Annotated in this window: 16 protein-coding genes, 1 tRNA gene and 1 riboswitch; of the genes, 6 read left to right on the forward strand and 11 right to left on the reverse strand. The window is 70.6% G+C overall.

The annotated features are described in order from the left end of the window. Positions 1-24 precede the first annotated feature (24 nt). Positions 25-1,167 (forward strand): site-specific integrase, encoded by a 1,143-nt coding sequence (locus O7617_RS11585; RefSeq protein ID WP_282263416.1) that lies wholly within the window; start codon positions 25-27, stop codon positions 1,165-1,167. 53 nt (positions 1,168-1,220) lie between these two features. On the opposite strand, the gene O7617_RS11590 is transcribed toward O7617_RS11585, so the two are convergent. Further along, positions 1,221-1,294, reverse strand: a tRNA-Gly gene (locus O7617_RS11590). Positions 1,295-1,484: 190 nt separating this feature from the next. Continuing rightward, entirely contained in the window at positions 1,485-2,042 is a 558-nt protein-coding gene (locus tag O7617_RS11595; protein WP_282263418.1) for a pyridoxamine 5'-phosphate oxidase family protein, read from the reverse strand. Positions 2,043-2,141: 99 nt separating this feature from the next. Here O7617_RS11595 and dcd point away from each other — a divergent pair, with 99 nt between their 5' ends. Continuing rightward, a complete protein-coding gene (dcd, locus tag O7617_RS11600; protein WP_030332009.1) occupies positions 2,142-2,720 on the forward strand; it encodes a dCTP deaminase in 579 nt (192 codons plus the stop codon). A 60-nt stretch (positions 2,721-2,780) separates the two neighbouring features. Here dcd and O7617_RS11605 read toward each other — a convergent pair whose 3' ends face one another. The 6 genes from O7617_RS11605 to O7617_RS11630 form a co-directional block, all read right to left on the reverse strand. Next, positions 2,781-3,821, reverse strand: coding sequence for an NlpC/P60 family protein (locus tag O7617_RS11605; RefSeq protein ID WP_282263420.1), 1,041 nt, complete (start codon positions 3,819-3,821; stop codon positions 2,781-2,783). Between the two features lie 13 nt (positions 3,822-3,834). Then, positions 3,835-3,970, reverse strand: a riboswitch (cyclic di-AMP (ydaO/yuaA leader). A 194-nt stretch (positions 3,971-4,164) separates the two neighbouring features. Then, on the reverse strand, positions 4,165-5,178 hold the full coding sequence (locus O7617_RS11610; protein WP_282263422.1) for a C40 family peptidase: 1,014 nt from the start codon (positions 5,176-5,178) through the stop codon (positions 4,165-4,167). Positions 5,179-5,345: 167 nt separating this feature from the next. Then, a complete protein-coding gene (locus tag O7617_RS11615) occupies positions 5,346-6,347 on the reverse strand; it encodes a hemolysin family protein (RefSeq protein WP_282263433.1) in 1,002 nt (333 codons plus the stop codon). Beyond that, positions 6,340-7,659: a hemolysin family protein gene (locus O7617_RS11620; protein WP_282263434.1), complete on the reverse strand. Its 1,320-nt coding sequence runs from the start codon at positions 7,657-7,659 to the stop codon at positions 6,340-6,342. Before O7617_RS11620 ends, O7617_RS11615 begins: the two co-directional genes overlap by 8 nt. Before the next feature lie 111 nt (positions 7,660-7,770). Continuing rightward, positions 7,771-9,969 carry a (Fe-S)-binding protein gene (locus O7617_RS11625; protein ID WP_282264709.1) on the reverse strand — a complete coding sequence of 733 codons (2,199 nt, stop codon included), beginning with the start codon at positions 9,967-9,969 and terminating at the stop codon, positions 7,771-7,773. Positions 9,970-10,181: 212 nt separating this feature from the next. Next, positions 10,182-10,445: a cell division protein CrgA gene (locus tag O7617_RS11630; protein ID WP_145778259.1), complete on the reverse strand. Its 264-nt coding sequence runs from the start codon at positions 10,443-10,445 to the stop codon at positions 10,182-10,184. Between the two features lie 223 nt (positions 10,446-10,668). Here O7617_RS11630 and O7617_RS11635 point away from each other — a divergent pair, with 223 nt between their 5' ends. Genes O7617_RS11635 through O7617_RS11650 form a run of 4 tightly spaced genes read left to right on the forward strand, consistent with a single transcriptional unit; the run spans position 10,669 to position 14,287 of the window. Further along, complete coding sequence (locus tag O7617_RS11635) at positions 10,669-11,469, forward strand: DUF881 domain-containing protein (protein WP_282263437.1); 801 nt, start codon at positions 10,669-10,671, stop codon at positions 11,467-11,469. Further along, on the forward strand, positions 11,466-13,349 hold the full coding sequence (locus O7617_RS11640; RefSeq protein ID WP_282263439.1) for a class E sortase: 1,884 nt from the start codon (positions 11,466-11,468) through the stop codon (positions 13,347-13,349). The genes O7617_RS11635 and O7617_RS11640 overlap by 4 nt, the downstream gene beginning before the upstream one ends. Before the next feature lie 3 nt (positions 13,350-13,352). Further along, a complete protein-coding gene (locus O7617_RS11645) occupies positions 13,353-13,634 on the forward strand; it encodes a hypothetical protein (RefSeq protein WP_282263440.1) in 282 nt (93 codons plus the stop codon). A gap of 2 nt (positions 13,635-13,636) precedes the next feature. After that, positions 13,637-14,287, forward strand: a complete 651-nt coding sequence (locus tag O7617_RS11650; RefSeq protein ID WP_282263441.1) for an aminodeoxychorismate/anthranilate synthase component II — start codon at positions 13,637-13,639, stop codon at positions 14,285-14,287. Between the two features lie 21 nt (positions 14,288-14,308). On the opposite strand, the gene O7617_RS11655 is transcribed toward O7617_RS11650, so the two are convergent. Genes O7617_RS11655 through O7617_RS11665 form a run of 3 tightly spaced genes read right to left on the reverse strand, consistent with a single transcriptional unit; the run spans position 14,309 to position 18,241 of the window. Continuing rightward, positions 14,309-14,992 (reverse strand): ElyC/SanA/YdcF family protein, encoded by a 684-nt coding sequence (locus tag O7617_RS11655; RefSeq protein ID WP_282263442.1) that lies wholly within the window; start codon positions 14,990-14,992, stop codon positions 14,309-14,311. 22 nt (positions 14,993-15,014) lie between these two features. After that, positions 15,015-16,835, reverse strand: a complete 1,821-nt coding sequence (gene pknB, locus O7617_RS11660) for a Stk1 family PASTA domain-containing Ser/Thr kinase (RefSeq protein WP_282263444.1) — start codon at positions 16,833-16,835, stop codon at positions 15,015-15,017. Beyond that, the gene (locus O7617_RS11665) at positions 16,832-18,241 is read right to left on the reverse strand and encodes a serine/threonine-protein kinase (protein WP_282263445.1); all 1,410 of its coding nucleotides are present in this window, start codon (positions 18,239-18,241) and stop codon (positions 16,832-16,834) included. The genes pknB and O7617_RS11665 overlap by 4 nt, the downstream gene beginning before the upstream one ends. Position 18,242: the final 1 nt, after the last annotated feature.

Raw genomic sequence — 18,242 nt, forward strand, 5'->3', positions numbered from 1 at the left:
AGGCAACGATTCCAACAGTCGGCGGTGGCTAGCAAGCGCCGCTTTGGCCGCGTCCGCAAGCTGCCGTCGGGCCGGTATCAAGCTCGCTATCCAGGTCCGGACGGCGTTGACCGACCGGCACCGCACACCTTCGCCAGCAAGACCGACGCCGACCGGTGGCTCTCTGGTGTCGAGACGGACTTGAACCGGGGTACCTGGCGTAACCCCGATGTCGGCCGTGTTGCTCTCGGGGACTACCTCACCGAGTGGGTTGACCACCGGCCGGGGCTGCGTCCTCGGACCCTCGACCTCTACCGCTGGCTGCACCGGAAGTACATCGCGCCGAGCCTGGGCGACTGCTTCCTCACCGACCTGACGCCCGGTGCTATCCGGGCATGGCGCGCTGATCTCCTCGCTGACGGAGTGAGCGCCACCATGACGGCTAAGGCATACCGCCTTCTTCGCGCCGTGCTGAACACCGCCGTTGACGACGAACTGATCCGGCGCAACCCCTGCCGCATCCAAGGTGCGGGCATCGAACGGCCTAGCGAGCGGCCGACCGCCACCGTCGCCCAGGTCTTTCAACTCTCCGACATCGTTCCCGGACGCCTTCGCGTCCTCATCCTGCTGGCCGCCTTCGCCAGCCTCCGCTACGGAGAGCTGGCAGCCTTGCGCCGCCGCGACTTCGACCCGCGCTGTCGGACCCTGACGGTCCGCGCGACTCTGGTCGAGCGCCAGGACGGCACCCTGACTTTCGGCCCGCCCAAGACCGATGCCGGCCTGCGAACGGTCACCATCCCTGCGGCCATCCGTCGCGACGTGCGGACGCACCTGGCCGACTTCGTTGCCGAAGACCAAGACGCACTCGTCTTCACTGGTGCTGCCGGCGCAGTCCTTCGCCGCTCCAACTTCCAGCGCACCTGCAACTGGCGGGCGTCCGTGACGGCAGTCGGTCTGCCCGGCTTCCACTTTCATGACCTGCGGCACACCGGGAACACCCTCGCGTCACGGACAGGCGCGAGCCTTGCCGACCTCATGGCCAGGATGGGCCATGCCTCCACCCGAGCTGCGCTGATCTACCAGCACACCGCCCAGGAACGCGACCAGCACATCGCTGACGGCCTCAGCGAGCAGATCAAGAAAGACCGGGATCGGGCACGTAACGGGCACGCCAAGCCGAAAAAGTGACCGGAACGAATGAGGCCCAGGTCGGGAACATGTCCTGACCTGGGCCTTGATCGTGGAGCGGGTGACGGGAATCGAACCCGCACTGTCAGCTTGGGAAGCTGATGTTCTGCCATTGAACTACACCCGCAAGCGGCACCACTGTACCCGAGACGCGGGGACGGCGCACCCAGGCTCCCCAGCCCGCCACTGATCCACTCGGCTTCCTGGAAGTCGGGGCATCCGGGCCGCCGGGACACCACGACTTCACCGAAGCCGAGTGGATCACGAGAGGGGGTGGGCTGGGGTGGGCGTACACCTGGGGTCGTCTCCGGCCCTGGTCAGGCGGCCGTGCACTGGACGTCGCGGCTGATGCGGGTCGGGCGGGCCTGCGACACGGCGACCGGCGCGGCCGCCGCCGACGAGGCGTGCGGGTCGAGCCAGACCCGGACCGCCGGTCGGGTCGGCGTGACCCCCGGAACACCGGCGGTGTGCTGCTCGCGGCGGGTCAGCATGGCGACGTCGACGGTGAACTCGAACAGCCGCCAGTCGGCCTGCGGCTCTGCCCGGGAGCCCTGTGCCAGGCGTGCCACCCGGACCGGATCGGTCACCGGACGCGCCCGCCCCGCCAGGTAAGCCTCGTCGTCGCTCTCCTCCGGGGGGAACGAGTGCAGCGCGTAACGGCCGTCGCGTTCGAGGTCACGGCGCTTCGGGGAGTCGATGATGAAGCAGAACAGACCTTCGTCCGTGATGACCGGGGAGACCGGATGAACCCGGGGCCCACCGTCGGCGCGGACCGTGGCCAGGTAGCCGAAGCCCGGCCCGTATTGCTGGAGGAGAACGCGGATCCCGTCGGCGAGTCGGGGCTCGTCGGCGGCGAAATCGGACCAGGATGCCATGCCGACATTCTATCGAACAAATGTACGAGGAGCGACCTCGACGCGCTGGTCACCGGCACCGAATCCGGCCGGTTTCGACAACGCGGCTATGGTGGTCCGATGCTGCTCTCCGACCGCGACCTGGTCTCCGAGATCAAGGCCGGCACGCTGGGCCTGGAGCCGTTCGAGCCCACTTTGGTCCAACCCTCCAGCATCGACGTCCGACTCGACCGGCTGTTCCGGGTCTTCAACAACCACCTCTACACGCACATCGATCCGGCGATGCAGCAGGACGACCTCACCTCGGCGGTCGAGGTGCCCGACGGCGAGCCGTTCGTGCTGCACCCGGGGGAGTTCGTGCTCGCCTCGACGCTGGAGGTCATCTCCCTGGGCGACCAGCTCGCCGGCCGACTCGAAGGCAAGAGCTCGCTGGGCCGACTCGGGTTGCTCACGCACTCCACCGCCGGTTTCATCGACCCGGGCTTCTCCGGTCACGTGACGCTGGAGCTCTCCAACGTCGCGAACCTGCCGATCACCCTCTGGCCGGGCATGAAGATCGGGCAGCTGTGCATCTTCCGGCTCTCCTCGCCGGCCGAGCACCCGTACGGGTCGGTGGTCTACGGATCCCGCTACCAGGGCCAGCGGGGCCCGACGCCGAGCCGCGCCTGGCAGCACTGGCGCACCTGGCCGACCCGCTGAACCCGTGACGACGAGGGCCCGCCGCGACGGATCGCGACGGGCCCTTCGATCACTGGACGATCAGCCGGGACGGCCGTAGCTGTGGATCGGGCCGTCGTCGACCTTCTTCATCTTGACCGGCTGGCCGGCCTGTGAGGCGTGCACCACCCAGCCCTCGCCGACGTACATGCCGACGTGGTGGATGTCGCTGTAGTAGAAGACGAGGTCACCGGGGCGCAGGTCGCCCTTGCTGACGTCCTTGGTGACGCGACTCTGTGCGGCGGCGTTGTGGGGCAACGACACACCGGCCTTCGCCCAGGCGGCCAGCATGAGCCCGGAACAGTCGTACGAGTTCGGGCCCTCGGCGCCCCACACGTAGGGCTTGCCGATCTGGGCGCAGGCGAACTTCACCGCGACACCCGCAGCACCGCCGGGATAACTGCCGGGGCAGGGCGCCGGGCGCAACGGACCGCCGCCGCCGCTGCCGTACACCTTGAGGCGCAGCTTCTGCAGCCGGTCGATCTCTTCGTTGATCTGCTTCTTCTTCGCCGCCAACTGCGCCTCGGTGCGCGTCAGCTGGGCCACCATCTCGTCCAACGGCGCCTTCTGCGCGGCCAGCTCGTCACGCAGGTCGGCCACCTCGCGTACGTCCCGCTGCTGGTTGTGCGCGAACCGGTCGAGCATCTCGAGCTGACTGACCACCTCGCTGGGTGACCGGCTGCCCAACATCGCGTTGACCGTCGAGACGGTTTCGCCCTTGTACGCCCGCACGGCCAGCGCGCTGACCTTGTTCATCGCCGCGTCGACCTGCTGTTCGAGTGGGGCGATGCGGGTGGCCAGGGCGTCCGCCTGCTTGCGCTTGACGGCGAGGTCGGCCCGGGTGGCGTTGTGCCGTTCGATGATCGGTTCGAGCTTGTTCCAGTCCTCGTCGATCTGGCGCTCGATCTCGGCGACGGACGGGTCGGCGTGGGCCGCCGTGGCGCTGCCGGTCAGGACGACGGCGACGCCGACCAGGGCGGCGAGAGCGGTGGTGAAGCGGGACCAGCGTGGGCGCGGCACGATCGGCGTCGGGTCGGCTGCTGCCGACCGCTCGGACGACGGCCGCGGGGCATGGAGTGCCACCGGGGTTCCGTACTCCTTCTTCCTGACCGCCTACCGGGTTAGCTGACGGGTTCGGGCGGGAAGTCGGCGCCCTACCGCAGTGGCTGCGGATTCACCCCGAGGGACCTGGGTCCCCGGTTCGCTCGGAAACGACTCGGCGGTGTCGGTCCGTTACCGCCCGGGCTGGGCGGAGCTGCTATCGGGCCGACGAATGACCAGAGTAGAGACGCCTGTTACCGATCCGCAACCCGTGCGACGGTGACACTCCGTACCGGTTGGACGGAGCCACGGAGGGTGGGGAGGGGTCCGTCGACGACAGAGGGCCCCCGGTCGGACGACCGGGGGCCCTCTGCACGCTGGTGGATCAGCCGGGTCTGCGGAACCCGGCGACCGGCATCGTGTTGATGCTGGACACCTGCACCGGTTTACCGGCACGTGGCGCGTGCACCATCTGGTTGTTACCCAGGTACAGGCCGACATGCGTCAGGCCGGAGTAGAAGAAGACCAGGTCACCGGGTCGGGCGTCAGCTCGCGAGATGGCCTTGCCCTCGTTCCACTGGTCACCGGTGTGGTGGGTGAGGTAGATCCCGGCCGACTTGTAGGCGTACTGGGTCAGCCCCGAGCAGTCGAACGAGTTCGGACCGGTGGCGCCCCAGACGTACGGATCACCGACCTGCTGGCAGGCGGTCCGGATCGCCTTCTGGGCGGCCGAGCTGGTCACACCGTTGATGGTCGGGCAGCCCGCGGTCTTGACAGTGGTCTTGGGCATTGACGCCTCAAGCTGCTTGATCTCGGCGTCGATCTGCTTCTTCTTGGCCGCCAGATCGTTCTGCTGCTTGGTCTGGGTGGCGATCAGGGTGTCCAGCTTCTGCTTCTCACCGTCGTACTTGGCCCGCACGGCCAGCACGCCCTCGACCTCCTTGCGCTCCTGCGCGGCCAGGCGGTCGAGGACGGTGAGCTGCTCGGTGAGCGTGTCCGGCTTGACGCTGACCAGCAGCGACCCGATGTCGTGCGACGGGCCGGAGATGTAGTAGCGGGAGGCGAGGTCGCCGACCCGGTTGAGCGCCAGCTCGCTCTGCAACGCGAGCGGCTCGATCTTCTTCTGCAGGTCCGCCGACTTCTGTCGATTGACCTTCAGCTGCGCCCGAACCTTGTTGTACTGCTCGATCGTGGGCTCCAACTGCTCCCACTTCTTGTCGATCTGCGCCTCGATCTCGTCGACCGTGGGCTCGGCGTGCGCCGGCGCGGCGAGCAGACCGGCGCCGACTGCGGCGGCGGCGACCAGGACAAGCAGGCGGTGGGCGCCACGGCGGAGGCGCCCTGGTCGAGCAGACGTTTTCAGGTCGTGACGATGAGGGGGCATGGTTGCCACCGGCACCGACTCCTTTGCAACCGACCGCCGGGCGCCTCGCGTGAGGGAAGGGCCGAGGCAGACGACCCACAGCGGTCGGTGCCTCACATTAGGGAAGCTCGCAGCGGTAATCAAGGCGGGCATAGGAACCATCACTGTCGTGCAACTGCTTGCACACCAAGGGTATTGGTCATTCACCCAACGATTGCGGTCAATACATCGTCGAGGGTGACCACACCGAGAGGGCGCCGGCCGTCGCTGACCAGCACCATGTGCCGCCGCTCCCGGCGCATGGCCAGCAGCAGGTCGGCCAGCGTACGCTCCGGCGGCACCACCGCCAGCGGCCGGTAGACCTCGGCCGGCACCGGCGACCGGCGACCTCGCCCGGAGTACCCGAGCACGTCCTTGACGTGCACGAACCCGAGCACCCGGCGGGTCGACCGCTGTACCACCGGAAACCGGGACCGGCCGGTCCGCATCGCCAGCACCTCCAGTGACGCCGGCGACACGTCCTCGGCCACCGTGACCACCGTCGACCACGGCTGCAGCGCGTCCGCCGCCGTTCGACTGTGCAGGGCCAGCGCACCGGTGATCCGGACGTGCTGCTCCTCGTCGAGCAGGCCCTCCGTACGCGCCTGCGCGACGAGCCCGGCCAACTCCTCGGCGGTGAACACCGTCTTCACCGCCTCGGACGCCTCGATCCGCCAGAAAGCGAGCACCCGGCGGGCCGCCCACTTCATCGCGAGCAGCAGCGGTTTGGTGGCCACGCAGAACGCCAGCATCGCCGGGCCGAGCCAGAGCGCGGACACCTCCGGCCCGGCCAACGTGATGTTCTTCGGCACCATCTCGCCGACGACCGTGTGCAGGAAGACCACCACGCCCAGGGCCAGCACGAACGCCACCGGGTGTACCGCGCCCTCGGGCAGACCGGCCGCGTGGAACGGCGGCTCCAGCAGGTGCGCCAGGGCCGGCTCGGCGATCGCGCCCAGACCCAACGAGCAGACCGTGATGCCGAGCTGCGCGCCCGCGATCATCAGCGGGATCTGGTTCATCGCCGACAGCGCCCAGCGGGCCCGCTTCGACCCCGCGGCCAGCGGCTCGATCACCGTCCGCCGGGAGGCGATGAGCGCGAACTCGCTGCCCACGAAGAACCCGTTGCCGAGCAGCAGCACCGCGGTCACCAGCAGCTCAGTCATCGTCGTCGGGCTCCGCCGGGCGCAACACCCGGACCTGCTCGATCCGGTGACGTTCCACCTCGACCACGGTGAACTCCCAGCCACCCTCCTCGACCGTCTCACCGGCCAGCGGGATGTGCCCGAGCCGGGCCATCAGGAACCCGGCCAACGTCTCGTACGGCCCGTCGGGCAGCCGGAAACCCGTCTGCTCGGCCACCTCGTCGAAGCGGAGCACCCCGTCGACGAGCACCGTGCGCTCACCACCGGGCACGGTCAGCTCGACCGCACCGTGGTCGTCCACGCTCGCCGGGTCGAACTCGTCGGCGATCTCACCCACCAACTCCTCGACCAGGTCCTCGATCGTGACCACGCCGTCCGTTCCGCCGTACTCGTCCACCACGATGGCCAGGTCGGCACCGGCGGCCTTCAACGCGGCGAGCACGCCGTCCAGATCGAGGCTCTCCGGCACGTACACCGGCTCGCGGGCCACCGCGCCGACCATCGTCGACGCCCGGGCGGCCAGCGGAACGCCCAGCGCGTCGGGCACACCGGCCACCCCGGTGACCAGGTCGAGGGTCTCCTCGTACACCGGGAAGCGGGTCCGTCCGGTGCGCCGGGACGCCTCCAGCAGCTCGGCCACCGTGGCGGTGGCGCGCAGCGCGACGACGTCCACCCGGGGGGTCATCGCCTCCGCGGCCCGCTTGTCGCCGAACCGGATGGTGCGGCGCAGCAGCATCGCGGTGTCCGTCGGCAACGCACCGGCCCGGGCCGAGATGGCCGCCAGCAGTCCCAGCTCCTCCGGCGAGCGGGCGCTCGCCAACTCCTCCTGCGGCTCCACGCCGAACGCCCGCACCAGCCGGTTCGCCGATCCGTTCAACCCCCGGATCAGCCACCCGAACGTCCGGGAGAAGGCGTGCATCGGCCCGGCCGTGGCCAGCGCCGCGGGCATCGGCCGGGCCAGGGCGGCGTTCTTCGGCACCAACTCGCCGAAGAGCATGGAGATCAGGGTGGCCAGGGCCAACGCGAGGAACGGGGTGATCCGCCCGGTGTTCTCGCCGACCATCGGGCGCAACAGCGGGGTGAAGATCCGGGCCAGGGCCGGTTCGGCCAGGTAACCGGTGAGCAGCGCGGTGATGGTGATGCCGAGCTGCGCGCCGGAGAGCTGGAAGGAGAGTTCGCGCAGTGCCGTGCGTACCGTCAGAGCGGCCTGGTCACCCCCGGCCGCCCGCCGGTCGATCTCCGCGCGGTCGACCGTGACCAGCGCGAACTCGGCCGCGACGAAGAACGCGTTGCCCGCGGTCAGCGCAACGAAGCCGACCAGGGGCAACAGCATCGTCCAGAGTAGGCCGTCGATGTCGCCTCACCTCGGCGAGGATTCTTACACGACGACGGCGGCCCGCAGGGGGCCGCCGTCGTCGATGTTCACATCCCAGGTGTACGCGTCTCAGCCGCCGATCGGCGCGGTCTCCCGGCCGCCCTGCGGCTGCTCCGGCTTCACCGAACGGAGCAGCACGCTCGCCACGTCGATCACCTCGACCTGCTCGCCGGCGCCCTTGCCGTTGACCCCGTCGTTGAGCATCGTCGAGCAGAACGGGCAGCCGACCGCGACCGTCTTCGCACCGGTGGCCATGGCCTCCTCGACCCGGTCCACGTTGATCCGCTTGCCGATCTTCTCCTCCATCCACATCCGGGCACCGCCGGCACCGCAGCAGAAGGAGCGCTCGCTGTTACGCGGCATCTCGGTGAGGTCGCCCGCGATGGCGTCCCCGAGCACCTCGCGGGGGGCCGCGAAGATCCGGTTGTGTCGGCCCAGGTAGCAGGGGTCGTGGTAGGTGACGCCGCCGTCGACCGGCTGCACCGGGGTGAGCTTGCCGGTGGCGACCAGGTGGGCCAGCAACTGGGTGTGGTGGACCACCTCGAACTCGCCACCGAGCTGGCCGTACTCGTTGCCCAGGGTGTTGAAGCAGTGCGGGCAGGTCGCCACGATTTTGCGCTTGGCCTTCTCCCGGCCCTCGAACGCCTCGTTGAGCGTCTCCACGTTCTGCTGGGCGAGCATCTGGAAGACGAACTCGTTGCCGATCCGCCGCGCCGGGTCGCCGGAGCAGGTCTCACCCTCGCCCAGGATCGCGAACTTCACCCCGGCCTCGTTGAGCAGCGTCGCCACCGCGCGGGTGGTCTTCTTGGCCCGGTCCTCGAACGCCCCCGCGCAGCCGACCCAGAACAGGTACTCGAAGTCGTCCACCTCGCCGACCCGGGGCACCTCGAAGTCCAGGCCCTTGGTCCAGTCCTCGCGGGTGTTCTGCGGGGCGCCCCACGGGTTGCCCTTGTTCTCCAGGTTGCGCAGCATCACGCCGGCCTCGGAGGGGAAGCTCGACTCGATGAGCACCTGGTAGCGGCGCATGTCGACGATGTGGTCCACGTGCTCGATGTCCACCGGGCACTGCTCGACGCAGGCACCGCAGGTGGTGCAGGACCAGAGCACGTCCGGGTCGATGACACCACCGGACTCGGCGTCGCCGATCAACGGCTTGTCGCCCTCGGCCAGCGACAGCACGTCCAGGTGGGCGAGCTGGGCCTGGGTGGCCTTCTCCTCGCCGGTCAGGTCCTTGCCGCCACCGGCCAGCAGGTAGGGCGCCTTGGCGTACGCGTGGTCACGCAGGCTCAGCACGAGCAACTTGGGAGACAGCGGCTTGCCGGTGTTCCAGGCCGGGCACTGCGACTGGCAGCGACCGCACTCGGTGCAGGTGCTGAAGTCCAGAAGGCCCTTCCAGCTGAACTGCTCGACGTGGGCGACGCCGAACTGGTCCTTCTCCGGGTCGGCCTCCTCGAAGTCGAGCGGCTTGCCCTGGCTCGTCATCGGGCGCAGCGCGCCGAGGCCGGAGCCGGCGGGCTTGGCCGGCTCGCGCTTGAAGAAGATGTTGGGGAACGCCAGGAAGCGGTGCCAGGCCACGCCCATGGTCACGTTCAGGGAGATGACGATCAGCCAGGTCATCGAGATGGCGATCTTGATCAGCGCGGCGACGCTGGCCCCGTCCGACCAGTCGGGCAGCGCCGCGCCGACCGCGTGGCTGACCGGGGTGGCCCAGAGCGGGTACTCGAAGTGGTCGGTGGCGACCTTGAAGCCACGGATCAGCAGGCCGAAGATCAGGACCAGCAGCACGATCCACTCGACGAAGTAGCCCTGCCACATGGTCGAGCCGGTGAACCGGGACCGCCCGCCCGGCCGGGTCGGCCGGTTGCGAAGCCGGATCACCATCAGCACCAGGATGCCCACCAGGCCCAGCACGGTGATGATCTCGGTGACCAACCCGAAGACGGTCCAGTGCCCGATGATCGGCAGCCCGCCGGTCGGGGTGACCACCTCGAAGTACGCCTCGAGCACCAGCAGGGACAGCACGACGAAGCCGACCATCACGAACCAGTGCGCGGCGCCCACGACGCCCCACTTGAGCATCCGCGTGTGACCGGCGGTCTCCACCAGCATGGTCCTGGCCCGGGCGGCCTTGTCGCCGAACCGGTCCGGCGCGGGCTGCCCGAGCCGGATGACTGCCACCATCTGCAGGACCGCACGCACCGCAAGCCACACCGCCACGGCGGTGATGGCGGCCGCGAGGATCGTGGTGACGATCTGGACGCTGCCCATCGAGTTGGCCTCCCCGGTCTGCTGCCTGATGACCTCGCTGCGCTCGGTCATGCAATGCAGCCTACGCGAAGGTTACCCAGCAGTAACGTGAGTCATCTCGCAGTAGGCCGCGCTGCCTGCGCACACCATAGGTGGCTTCACCCGATCCTGCCGGGCAGGGTCTCGGTGAGGTGAGATGCGGCGGGGCCGCCGGGCGGCGGCACCGCGCCGGCTCAGCGCCAGCGGGAGAGCAGCGCCAGCGAGGCGACCATCGCACCGAAGCCGACAGCGAGGTTCCAGTAACCCCACGCCATCACCGGGTACTCCTGCTCGGACAGGTAGTAGAGCACCAGCCAGCCGATGCCGACGACGATCAAGGCGACCGCGGTGACCGGCAACCACACCGGGCTAGGCTTGCGCGACGACGCCGCCGTCGTCGGACGAACGTCCGTCGGCGGGGTGTACACCTTCTTCTTACGGACCTGAGACTTGGGCACGGCGCTCTCCAGAGGGGTGACGACCTCGTCCGGCCTGACAACCGGGCACGGGGGCGACGGTCCATGGCCAATAATGTTCGACAGCTAGCGTAGTCCCGATTGCCCGTCCGGACCATGAATGGGGTCAGGCCGGTGCACGGAGTGACCGAAAGAGGCGGGACTGTTCGCATCACCGGCGCCGCCGGGGGCGGACCCGATCCCCGACACGCGGAAGGAACGCTCGGTGGAGTACACATCCGGCGCAACCTCCTGGCAGAAGGTCCTCCGGCGGGCCGCCGCCGGGCTGCTGCCCCGGCGACCGCGCCAACGCCGACCGGGCTGGTCGATCGGGGTGCCCCTGATCGCCGCGGCGGCGGGGCTCCTCTTCACCACCAGCGCGACCACCGCCGACGGCACCGCCCTGCGCGAGGACCGGCGTCCCCAGCTCAACCAGCTCATCGAGGAACGACGCGAGCAGGTCGCGGCGAGCGAACGACGTGCCGCCACGCTGCGCGGTGAGGTCGAGCAACGGACGAACACCCTGGCCGGCTCCGATGCGCCGATCAAGAACCAGCAGAATCGCGCCCAGGGCAGCCTCCAGGCCGCCGGGTTCACCGCCCTCGGCGGTCCCGGCGTCACCGTGGAGCTGAACGACGCGCCGCAGCTCGACCAGACCCAGTCGGACGCCAGCAACGACGACCTGGTGGTGCATCAGGGGGACGTCCAGGCGGTGGTCAACGCGCTCTGGGCCGGCGGGGCGGAAGCCATGGCAATCATGAACGTCCGCGTGCTCAGCACCAGCGCGGTACGCTGCGTCGGTAACACCCTGCTGCTTCACGGGCGGGTGTACTCCCCACCGTTCAAGATCGTAGCAATCGGCGACCCCGCTGCCCTCCAGCAGGCCCTCGCCGGCTCTGAGGGAGTCCGGTTGTTCAAGGACGCGGTCGACGACTACCAACTCGGTTACAAGGAGACGGTTTCCACGGTGCGAGTGCCGGCATTCGAGGACTCGACCTCCCTGCGCTCGGCGACGGTGCCCAAGTGAGCGGGCCGGAGGAGCGCCGCGACGGGCGACACCGCAACCAGACCGACGAGCCGACCGACATCCTGCCGAAGGTCGACCGGCCTGAGCCGACACCTGGCCGGGCGACTCCGGCCGGCAACTGGCCGGAGCCGGTGCTACCCGCACGGCCGAATGCGTCGCGCCCGCCGGCCAGCCCAGAGCCTCCCCGGGCCGCCGAGCCTTCCCGCGCCCCGGAGCCGCCCCGCCCGAGCGCGGAGGCGCCGCCACGCTGGCCGGGCAACGCCGCACCGGGGCTCGGCCCGCAGGCAGGATCCGGCCGCCCCGCCGCGGCGACCACCGGCCTGCCGACGAGCCCGACCAACCAGGGCGCCGACCGGCCCGCCGTTCCCGGCAACGCCCCGAACCGCCCGTCCTGGCCCAACGCCCCCACCGGGCCGGCGTCCCCCGGAGCAACCCCCACCGGGTCGACGGCACCCAGCGCCGCCGCCAGCCAGCCGGTCCCGCCCGGAGCCGCACCCACCGGGTCGACGGCACCCGGCGCCGCCGCCAACCGACCGGTGTCACCCGGAGCCGCACCCACCGGGCCGATCGCACCGGGGCCCGCCAACCGACCGGTGTCACCCGGAGCGACCCCCACCCTGCCGGTCCCGCCCGGAGCAACCCCCAACCGGGCCGCTACGCCCGGGGCCGCCGCGACCCGATCCGCAGGTCCGACCCCGACCGGTTCGGCTGCGTCCGGTGGAACGCCCACCGGCGCGGCCTCCGGCTCACCGAACCGGGCCACCCCGCCCGCCCACTCGACGCCCTCGGTGACCGACTCGCCGACCGCGCTCATTCCCCAGGTCAGCGCCAGGCCAGGGCGCCCCACGGGTTCTCCGGCCGCGCCGGTCTCACCCGCCGGGCCCGACCGCCTCCCGCCGAGTGGTCCCGTCCGCGTCACTTCCGCAGCGGCGGGCCAGGTTCCCCCGACCGGCGCTGACCCGGCGGCCACCGCGCTTATCCCGGCAGTGCCCGTCACACCCGCCGCCCGGCCGCCGGCGATGGACTCGACGGCGCTGATGGGCGCCGTCCCCCGCGCTTCCGTCCCCGACGAGTCGACGGATGACGGCGACGACTCCAACGAGCCACCTCGACCTCGGCGCGGCGAGCGGGTCGTCCAACTCCGGCCGGAGCAGACCGGCGAGGGTTACAAGAGCGTCTACTCCGAGCTCACCCGGCCCTCGCTCGGCTCCCGGATCCGCACCGGCATCCGCGTCACCGGCGAGGTCCTGATCACCTTCGGCCTGGTGGTGCTGCTCTTCGCCGGCTACGAGGTCTGGGGCAAGTCGGCCATCGTCGACGCCCACCAGAACGACCTCACCAACCAACTGGCGCAGGAGTGGGGCCCGACCGACGATCCGACGGTGGTGCCGTCGGCCGGCCCGAGCGTCAAACCGTCGCCACCGGTACGCGGCAAGCCGATCGCGGGCCTCTACATCCCGAAGCTCGAGAAGAACTGGGTAGTGGTCGAGGGCGTCACCCAGGAGGACATCCGCTACGCCCCGGGCCACTACCCCGCCAGCGCATTGCCCGGCCAGGTGGGCAACTTCTCCGTCGCCGGCCACCGCAACCGAGCCACCTTCTGGCGGCTGGACGAGCTCAACAACGGCGACCCGATCGTGGTCGAAAGCAAGACCGACTGGTACGTCTACCGGGTGTCGCAGTCACGGATCGTCCGACCGACGCAGGTCGAAGTGGTGGCGCCGGTGCCCGGTGAGCCGAACAAGAAGGCAACCAAGCGGATGCTCACGCTGACCACCTGCAATCCGAAGTTCGACAACTACCAGCGCCTGATCATCCACGCCGAACTGGACCACACCCAACCCAAGTCGGCGGGCCGGCCGACGGAGCTGGGAGGCTGACCGATGTACGCCTTCATCTGGCGCAAGCTGCCGTTCGGCCTGGTCGGAAAGCTGACCGGCTCGGTGCTGCTGGTAGCCGCCACGGTGGCCCTCCTCTGGTATGTCGCCTTCCCGTGGGCCGAGCCCCTGCTGCCGTTCGACGACGTGCAGGTGGAGTCCGGGGTCCCCGCAGAGCCCGGCAACGACGGCCCGGTCACCGGAGAGACCCCGGCCGGCGACGAGCACGACCTGCCGTACGACACCGAGCGCAACAACCCGGTTCCGTCGTCCTCGCCGAGCAGGTGACCATGCGCGTACTGGTGATCGACAACTACGACTCTTTCGTCTTCAACATCGTGCAGTACCTGGGTCAGCTCGGGGTGGACTGCGAGGTCCGCCGTAACGACGAGATCGACGTCGCCGAGGTGGGCAGGCTGGGGGCGGACGGCATCCTGCTCTCGCCGGGGCCGGGCAGCCCGGACCGGGCCGGCATCTGCCTCGACGTCATCCGGACGTACGCCGGCGAACTGCCGATCTTCGGGGTCTGCCTGGGCCACCAGGCGATCGGCGAGGCGTTCGGGGCGACCGTGACGCGGGCCCCGGAGCTGCTGCACGGCAAGACCTCCGAGGTGCGGCATCATTCGGTGGGCGTACTCGCCGGCCTGCCGGACCCGTTCACCGCCACCCGCTACCACTCACTCGCCGTGCTTCCCGAGACGCTGCCCGACGAGCTGGAGGTGACCGGCTGGACCGGCTCCGGTGTGGTGATGGCGATGCGGCACCGCACGCTGCCCGTCGAGGGCGTCCAGTTCCACCCGGAGTCGGTGCTCACCGAGGGCGGCCACCTGATGCTGGCGAACTGGCTCGCCGGTTGCGGTCACCAGGAGGCGTTGGAGCGCGCACCCGCGCTCGCCGCCGAGGTCGACGCCCGCCGCCTCGCCGCATTCGCCAGCAACTGAGCTGCCGCCACGCGGGCCGGTTCAGCCGCGTAGCGCGTTCTGGAGCGCCGGATCAGCGGGCGAGTGCACCGCGGGCGCACGGCCCCGGGCCGCGTCCCACGCCGCCTTGCCACTGGCGAAGTAGTCCCGCACCGACTTCTCGGCGAGCAGGGCGCTGGAGCAGCCAGCACACCTGGCGATGACCCCGTCGGCGTCGAGGCCGAGGTGTCGGCACAGCGTCACCGCCCGGGACAGGTGGTAGGACTGGGTCACGACCAGGGCCCGCTGGACGCCGTACACCTGACGCGCTCGGGCGCAGCTGTCGTAGGTGTCCAGACCGAACGGGTCGGCCACGACGCGTCGCGGGTCGACGCCGCGCTCGGTGAGGTACGCGGTCATCACCGCCGGCTCGTTCCCTGACGTGCCGCCACCGTCGCCCGACACGAGGACCACTCTGGCTCGTCCGCTGGTCAGCAGCGCGGCGGCGGTGTCGAGGCGGCCGGTGAGCCGGTCGGATGGCCGCTGCCGATCCGCCGCCACCGCCGTGCCGAGGACGATCACCACGTCGGCGGAGGGCGCGTCGGCCTCGGCATACAGGTGACCACGGGCGGTGAGCGTCGTCCACAGCCACGGGAGGCTGGCGAGAACCAGCACGGCGACGCCCAGGACGGCCAGGCGGCGCAGGCGACGCCGCACCGGCACGCCGGAGGCCCCCACGTCGGTCATCCCGGAAGCCCGACCCCGAGGTCTATTCCCCGGAAGGGCGGCTCGGCGGGGGCGGGAACGGCAGACCGATCCCGCCCGCGCCACCGGGAGTGGTCGGCGTGCCCGTCGGTGTGCCCGTCGGCGTCGCGGTGGGCGTCGGGTCGACGACCTTCTCCGGGATGCCGATCTCGATGGTCACCGTCTTGTCCCTGGCCAGTGACGTGCCCGGGTTGGGGCTCTGCTTCTGCACCCGGCCGGCCTGGCTGGCCGGCACCTCGTCGCCATCGCGGACGTCGACCTTGTAGCCCGCCTCGCGAAGCTCCTCGACGGCATCGTCCCGCGTCGAGTTGATCACGTTGGGCACCTTGTTGACGTTGCCCTTGGAGACCTCGACGACAACCTCGCTGTCCTGCGCGACGGTGGTCCCCGAGGGCGGGGTCAGCTTGAGGACGATGCCCTCCTGCGCGGGGTTGTCGACCTTCTTCTCCTCGACCTTCAACCCCAGGTCCTCGAGTTGGGTCTTGACGTTGCCGAACTGCGCATTGACCAGGTTGCCGGGGATCCGCACGTCCGGCTTGCCGCCGCAAAGCTGGATGGTCACCGTGCTGGCCTGCTTCAACCGGGTGCCCGGCGCGGGGTTCTGCTTCGCGACGGTTTCCTTGGTGCAGTCGTTGTCCAGGACGGATTCGCCCACCTGCGGTTGCAGATCGGCACCACGGATCTCGGCGACCGCGGCGGCCTGACTCTTGCCGACCAGGTTCGGCACCGACTTGTTGGCTCTGCCCTGCTGCTGGCTCCAGAGCAGGGCGGCGACCAGGGCGATCACCGCCAGCACACCTACCGCGCTGAACGTCGCGATCAGCCAGGAGGACGCCTTGCGCTGGCGCGGGTCGCCGACCCGAGCCATCTGCCCGGTCTGCGGCCCACGGGTGGGAGCCGGGTGGTAGCCGCCCCCGCCGCCGGCCGGGGCCATCGCCACCGTCTCCGCCTCACGCATCACCGGGGTGGCCAGCACGGGCCGACCGGCGGCGGCGCGGAGCAGGTCGGCCCGCATCTCGCCGGCGCTCTGGTAGCGGTTGAGCGGGTTCTTCGACAGCGCCTTCAGGACGATCGCGTCGATCGCCGGGGTGACGTCCGGGTTGATGTCGCTCGGCGTCGGCGGCGTCTCCCGTACGTGCTGGTAGGCCACGCTGACCGGGCTGTCCCCGACGAACGGCGGGTGGCCGCACACCAGCTCGAAGAGCACGCAGCCGGCCGCGTACACGTCGGAACGGGCGTCGACGGCCTCGCCGCGAGCCTGCTCCGGGGACAGGTACTGCGCCGTGCCGATCACCGCGCTGGTCTGCGTCATGGTGGTCGCGCCGCTGGCCAGGGCCCGGGCGATGCCGAAGTCCATCACCTTGACCTGGCCGGTCTGGGTGAGCATGACGTTGCCGGGCTTGATGTCGCGGTGGATGATGCCGTGCCGGTGGCTGAACTCCAGCGCCGCGCACATGTCGGCGCAGATCTCCAGCGCCCGGCGCGGCTGCAACCGACCCTCGGCGCCGAGGACCTCCTTCAGCGTCCGCCCGTTGACGAACTCCATGACGATGAACGGCAACGTCTCGCCGGTCGGCGCGGTCTCCTCGCCGGTGTCGTAGACCGCCACGATCGCCGGGTGGTTGAGCGATGCGGCGTTCTGCGCCTCCCGGCGGAACCGCATCTGGAACGTCGCGTCCCGGGCGAGGTCGGTCCGCAGCATCTTGATCGCGACGTCCCGACCGAGCCGGAGGTCGCGACCGCGGTGCACCTCGGCCATGCCGCCATAGCCGAGCAGCTCGCCGACCTGGTACCTGCCACCGAGCAGGCGGGCCTGCGCTGTCATCGCGTCTGTCGTCCTTCGCTCGTCGTCGTCCCGCCGTCGTCCGGCTGGAGTCGTACCTCTCGACGGTACGACGTCGGGGTCGGATCGTCGCGTCCGTCGAGTCGTAGCGCGCCGGACGTCACGGCGCGCGGAGCCGGCCCGCCGGGTTCACCGGCCTGCGACTGCTTCCGCAAGCTGTAGGAAATCACGCCGGAGCAAACCAGGACCAGCACCGCCAACACGATGGCGAGAAGCACCATTCCGGGCCGGGACCGCTGGGGAGCAGGCGTCGGCACCGACGGGCCAGCCTGCCGGACGTACGCCGGGGGGTGTTCCTGGTGGGGCGGTGCCGACGGCACCGCGGCGGCGCCGCGCGGGTAGCCGTTCGGCGCGACCGGCGGGCGGCCGGGCTGGACGGCCGGCGCGATGGCGGTGGGGCGCGGCTGCTGGGCCGGCGCGACGGCGGTCGGCCTCGGCCCGGCGACCGGCGGGCGGGCATTCGGCGGACGCATGTGGTGGGCCTGCGGCACCTGGGCCCGGCCGGGCGCGGCGGGCGAGGCCGGCGCTGCGGAGATCGGCGCGGAGTTGGTGCCCGCCCTGGCCTGCTGGGAGAGCGTGACCTTGAGCTGGCGAGCGACCCCGGCGAGAGCGGCCGCGCTCGGCCAACGGGCGGCGGGATCCTTGGCCAGGGCCCGTTCCACCACCGCGCGCACCTGCGGCGGGATGTCGGCGGGCAACGGCCGGGGCTTCTCCCGTACGTGCTTCATCGCGATGTCGAGCGGATTGTCGCCCTCGAACGGTCGCCGACCGGCGAGGCACTGGTAGGCGACCACGCCGAGTGCGTACACGTCGGACGCGGGGGTGGCCACGCCGCCGGTCGCCTGCTCCGGCGAGATGTACGAGGCGGTGCCGAGCACCGACCCGGCGGCGGTGAGCTGACCGACCATGTCGGAGCGGGCGATGCCGAAGTCGGTCAGCACCAGCGTGCCGTTCGGCCGGACGAGCAGGTTGCCCGGCTTCACGTCGCGGTGCACGATGCCCTTCTCGTGGGCGGCGTGCAGCGCGTCGGCCGCCTGCGCGACGAGCGCCATCGTCCGGGCCGGGGTGAGCCGCCCGACCCGGCTCAGCGTGGATGACAGGGCGTCGCCCTCGACGTACTCCATGACCAGGAACGCGATCTGCTGGTCGTTGCCGAAGTCGTAGACGTCCACCACGCCGGGGTGGTTGATGGTGGCCATGGTGCGGGCCTCGCCGCGGAACCGCTCACCGAAGTCCGGGTCGTCGAGCAGCGCCGGGAGCAGGCTCTTCACCGCGACCGTCCGGCCGAGCACCTGGTCGGTGCCGCGCCAGACGTCGCCCATGCCGCCGCTGGCGATCCGCTCGTCGAGACGGTAGCGGTTGCCGAGCTGCACGCCGGGGCTGAGCATG

Origin of the sequence: Micromonospora sp. WMMD1155 (assembly GCF_029581275.1) — a bacterium.
Lineage (GTDB): Bacteria > Actinomycetota > Actinomycetes > Mycobacteriales > Micromonosporaceae > Micromonospora.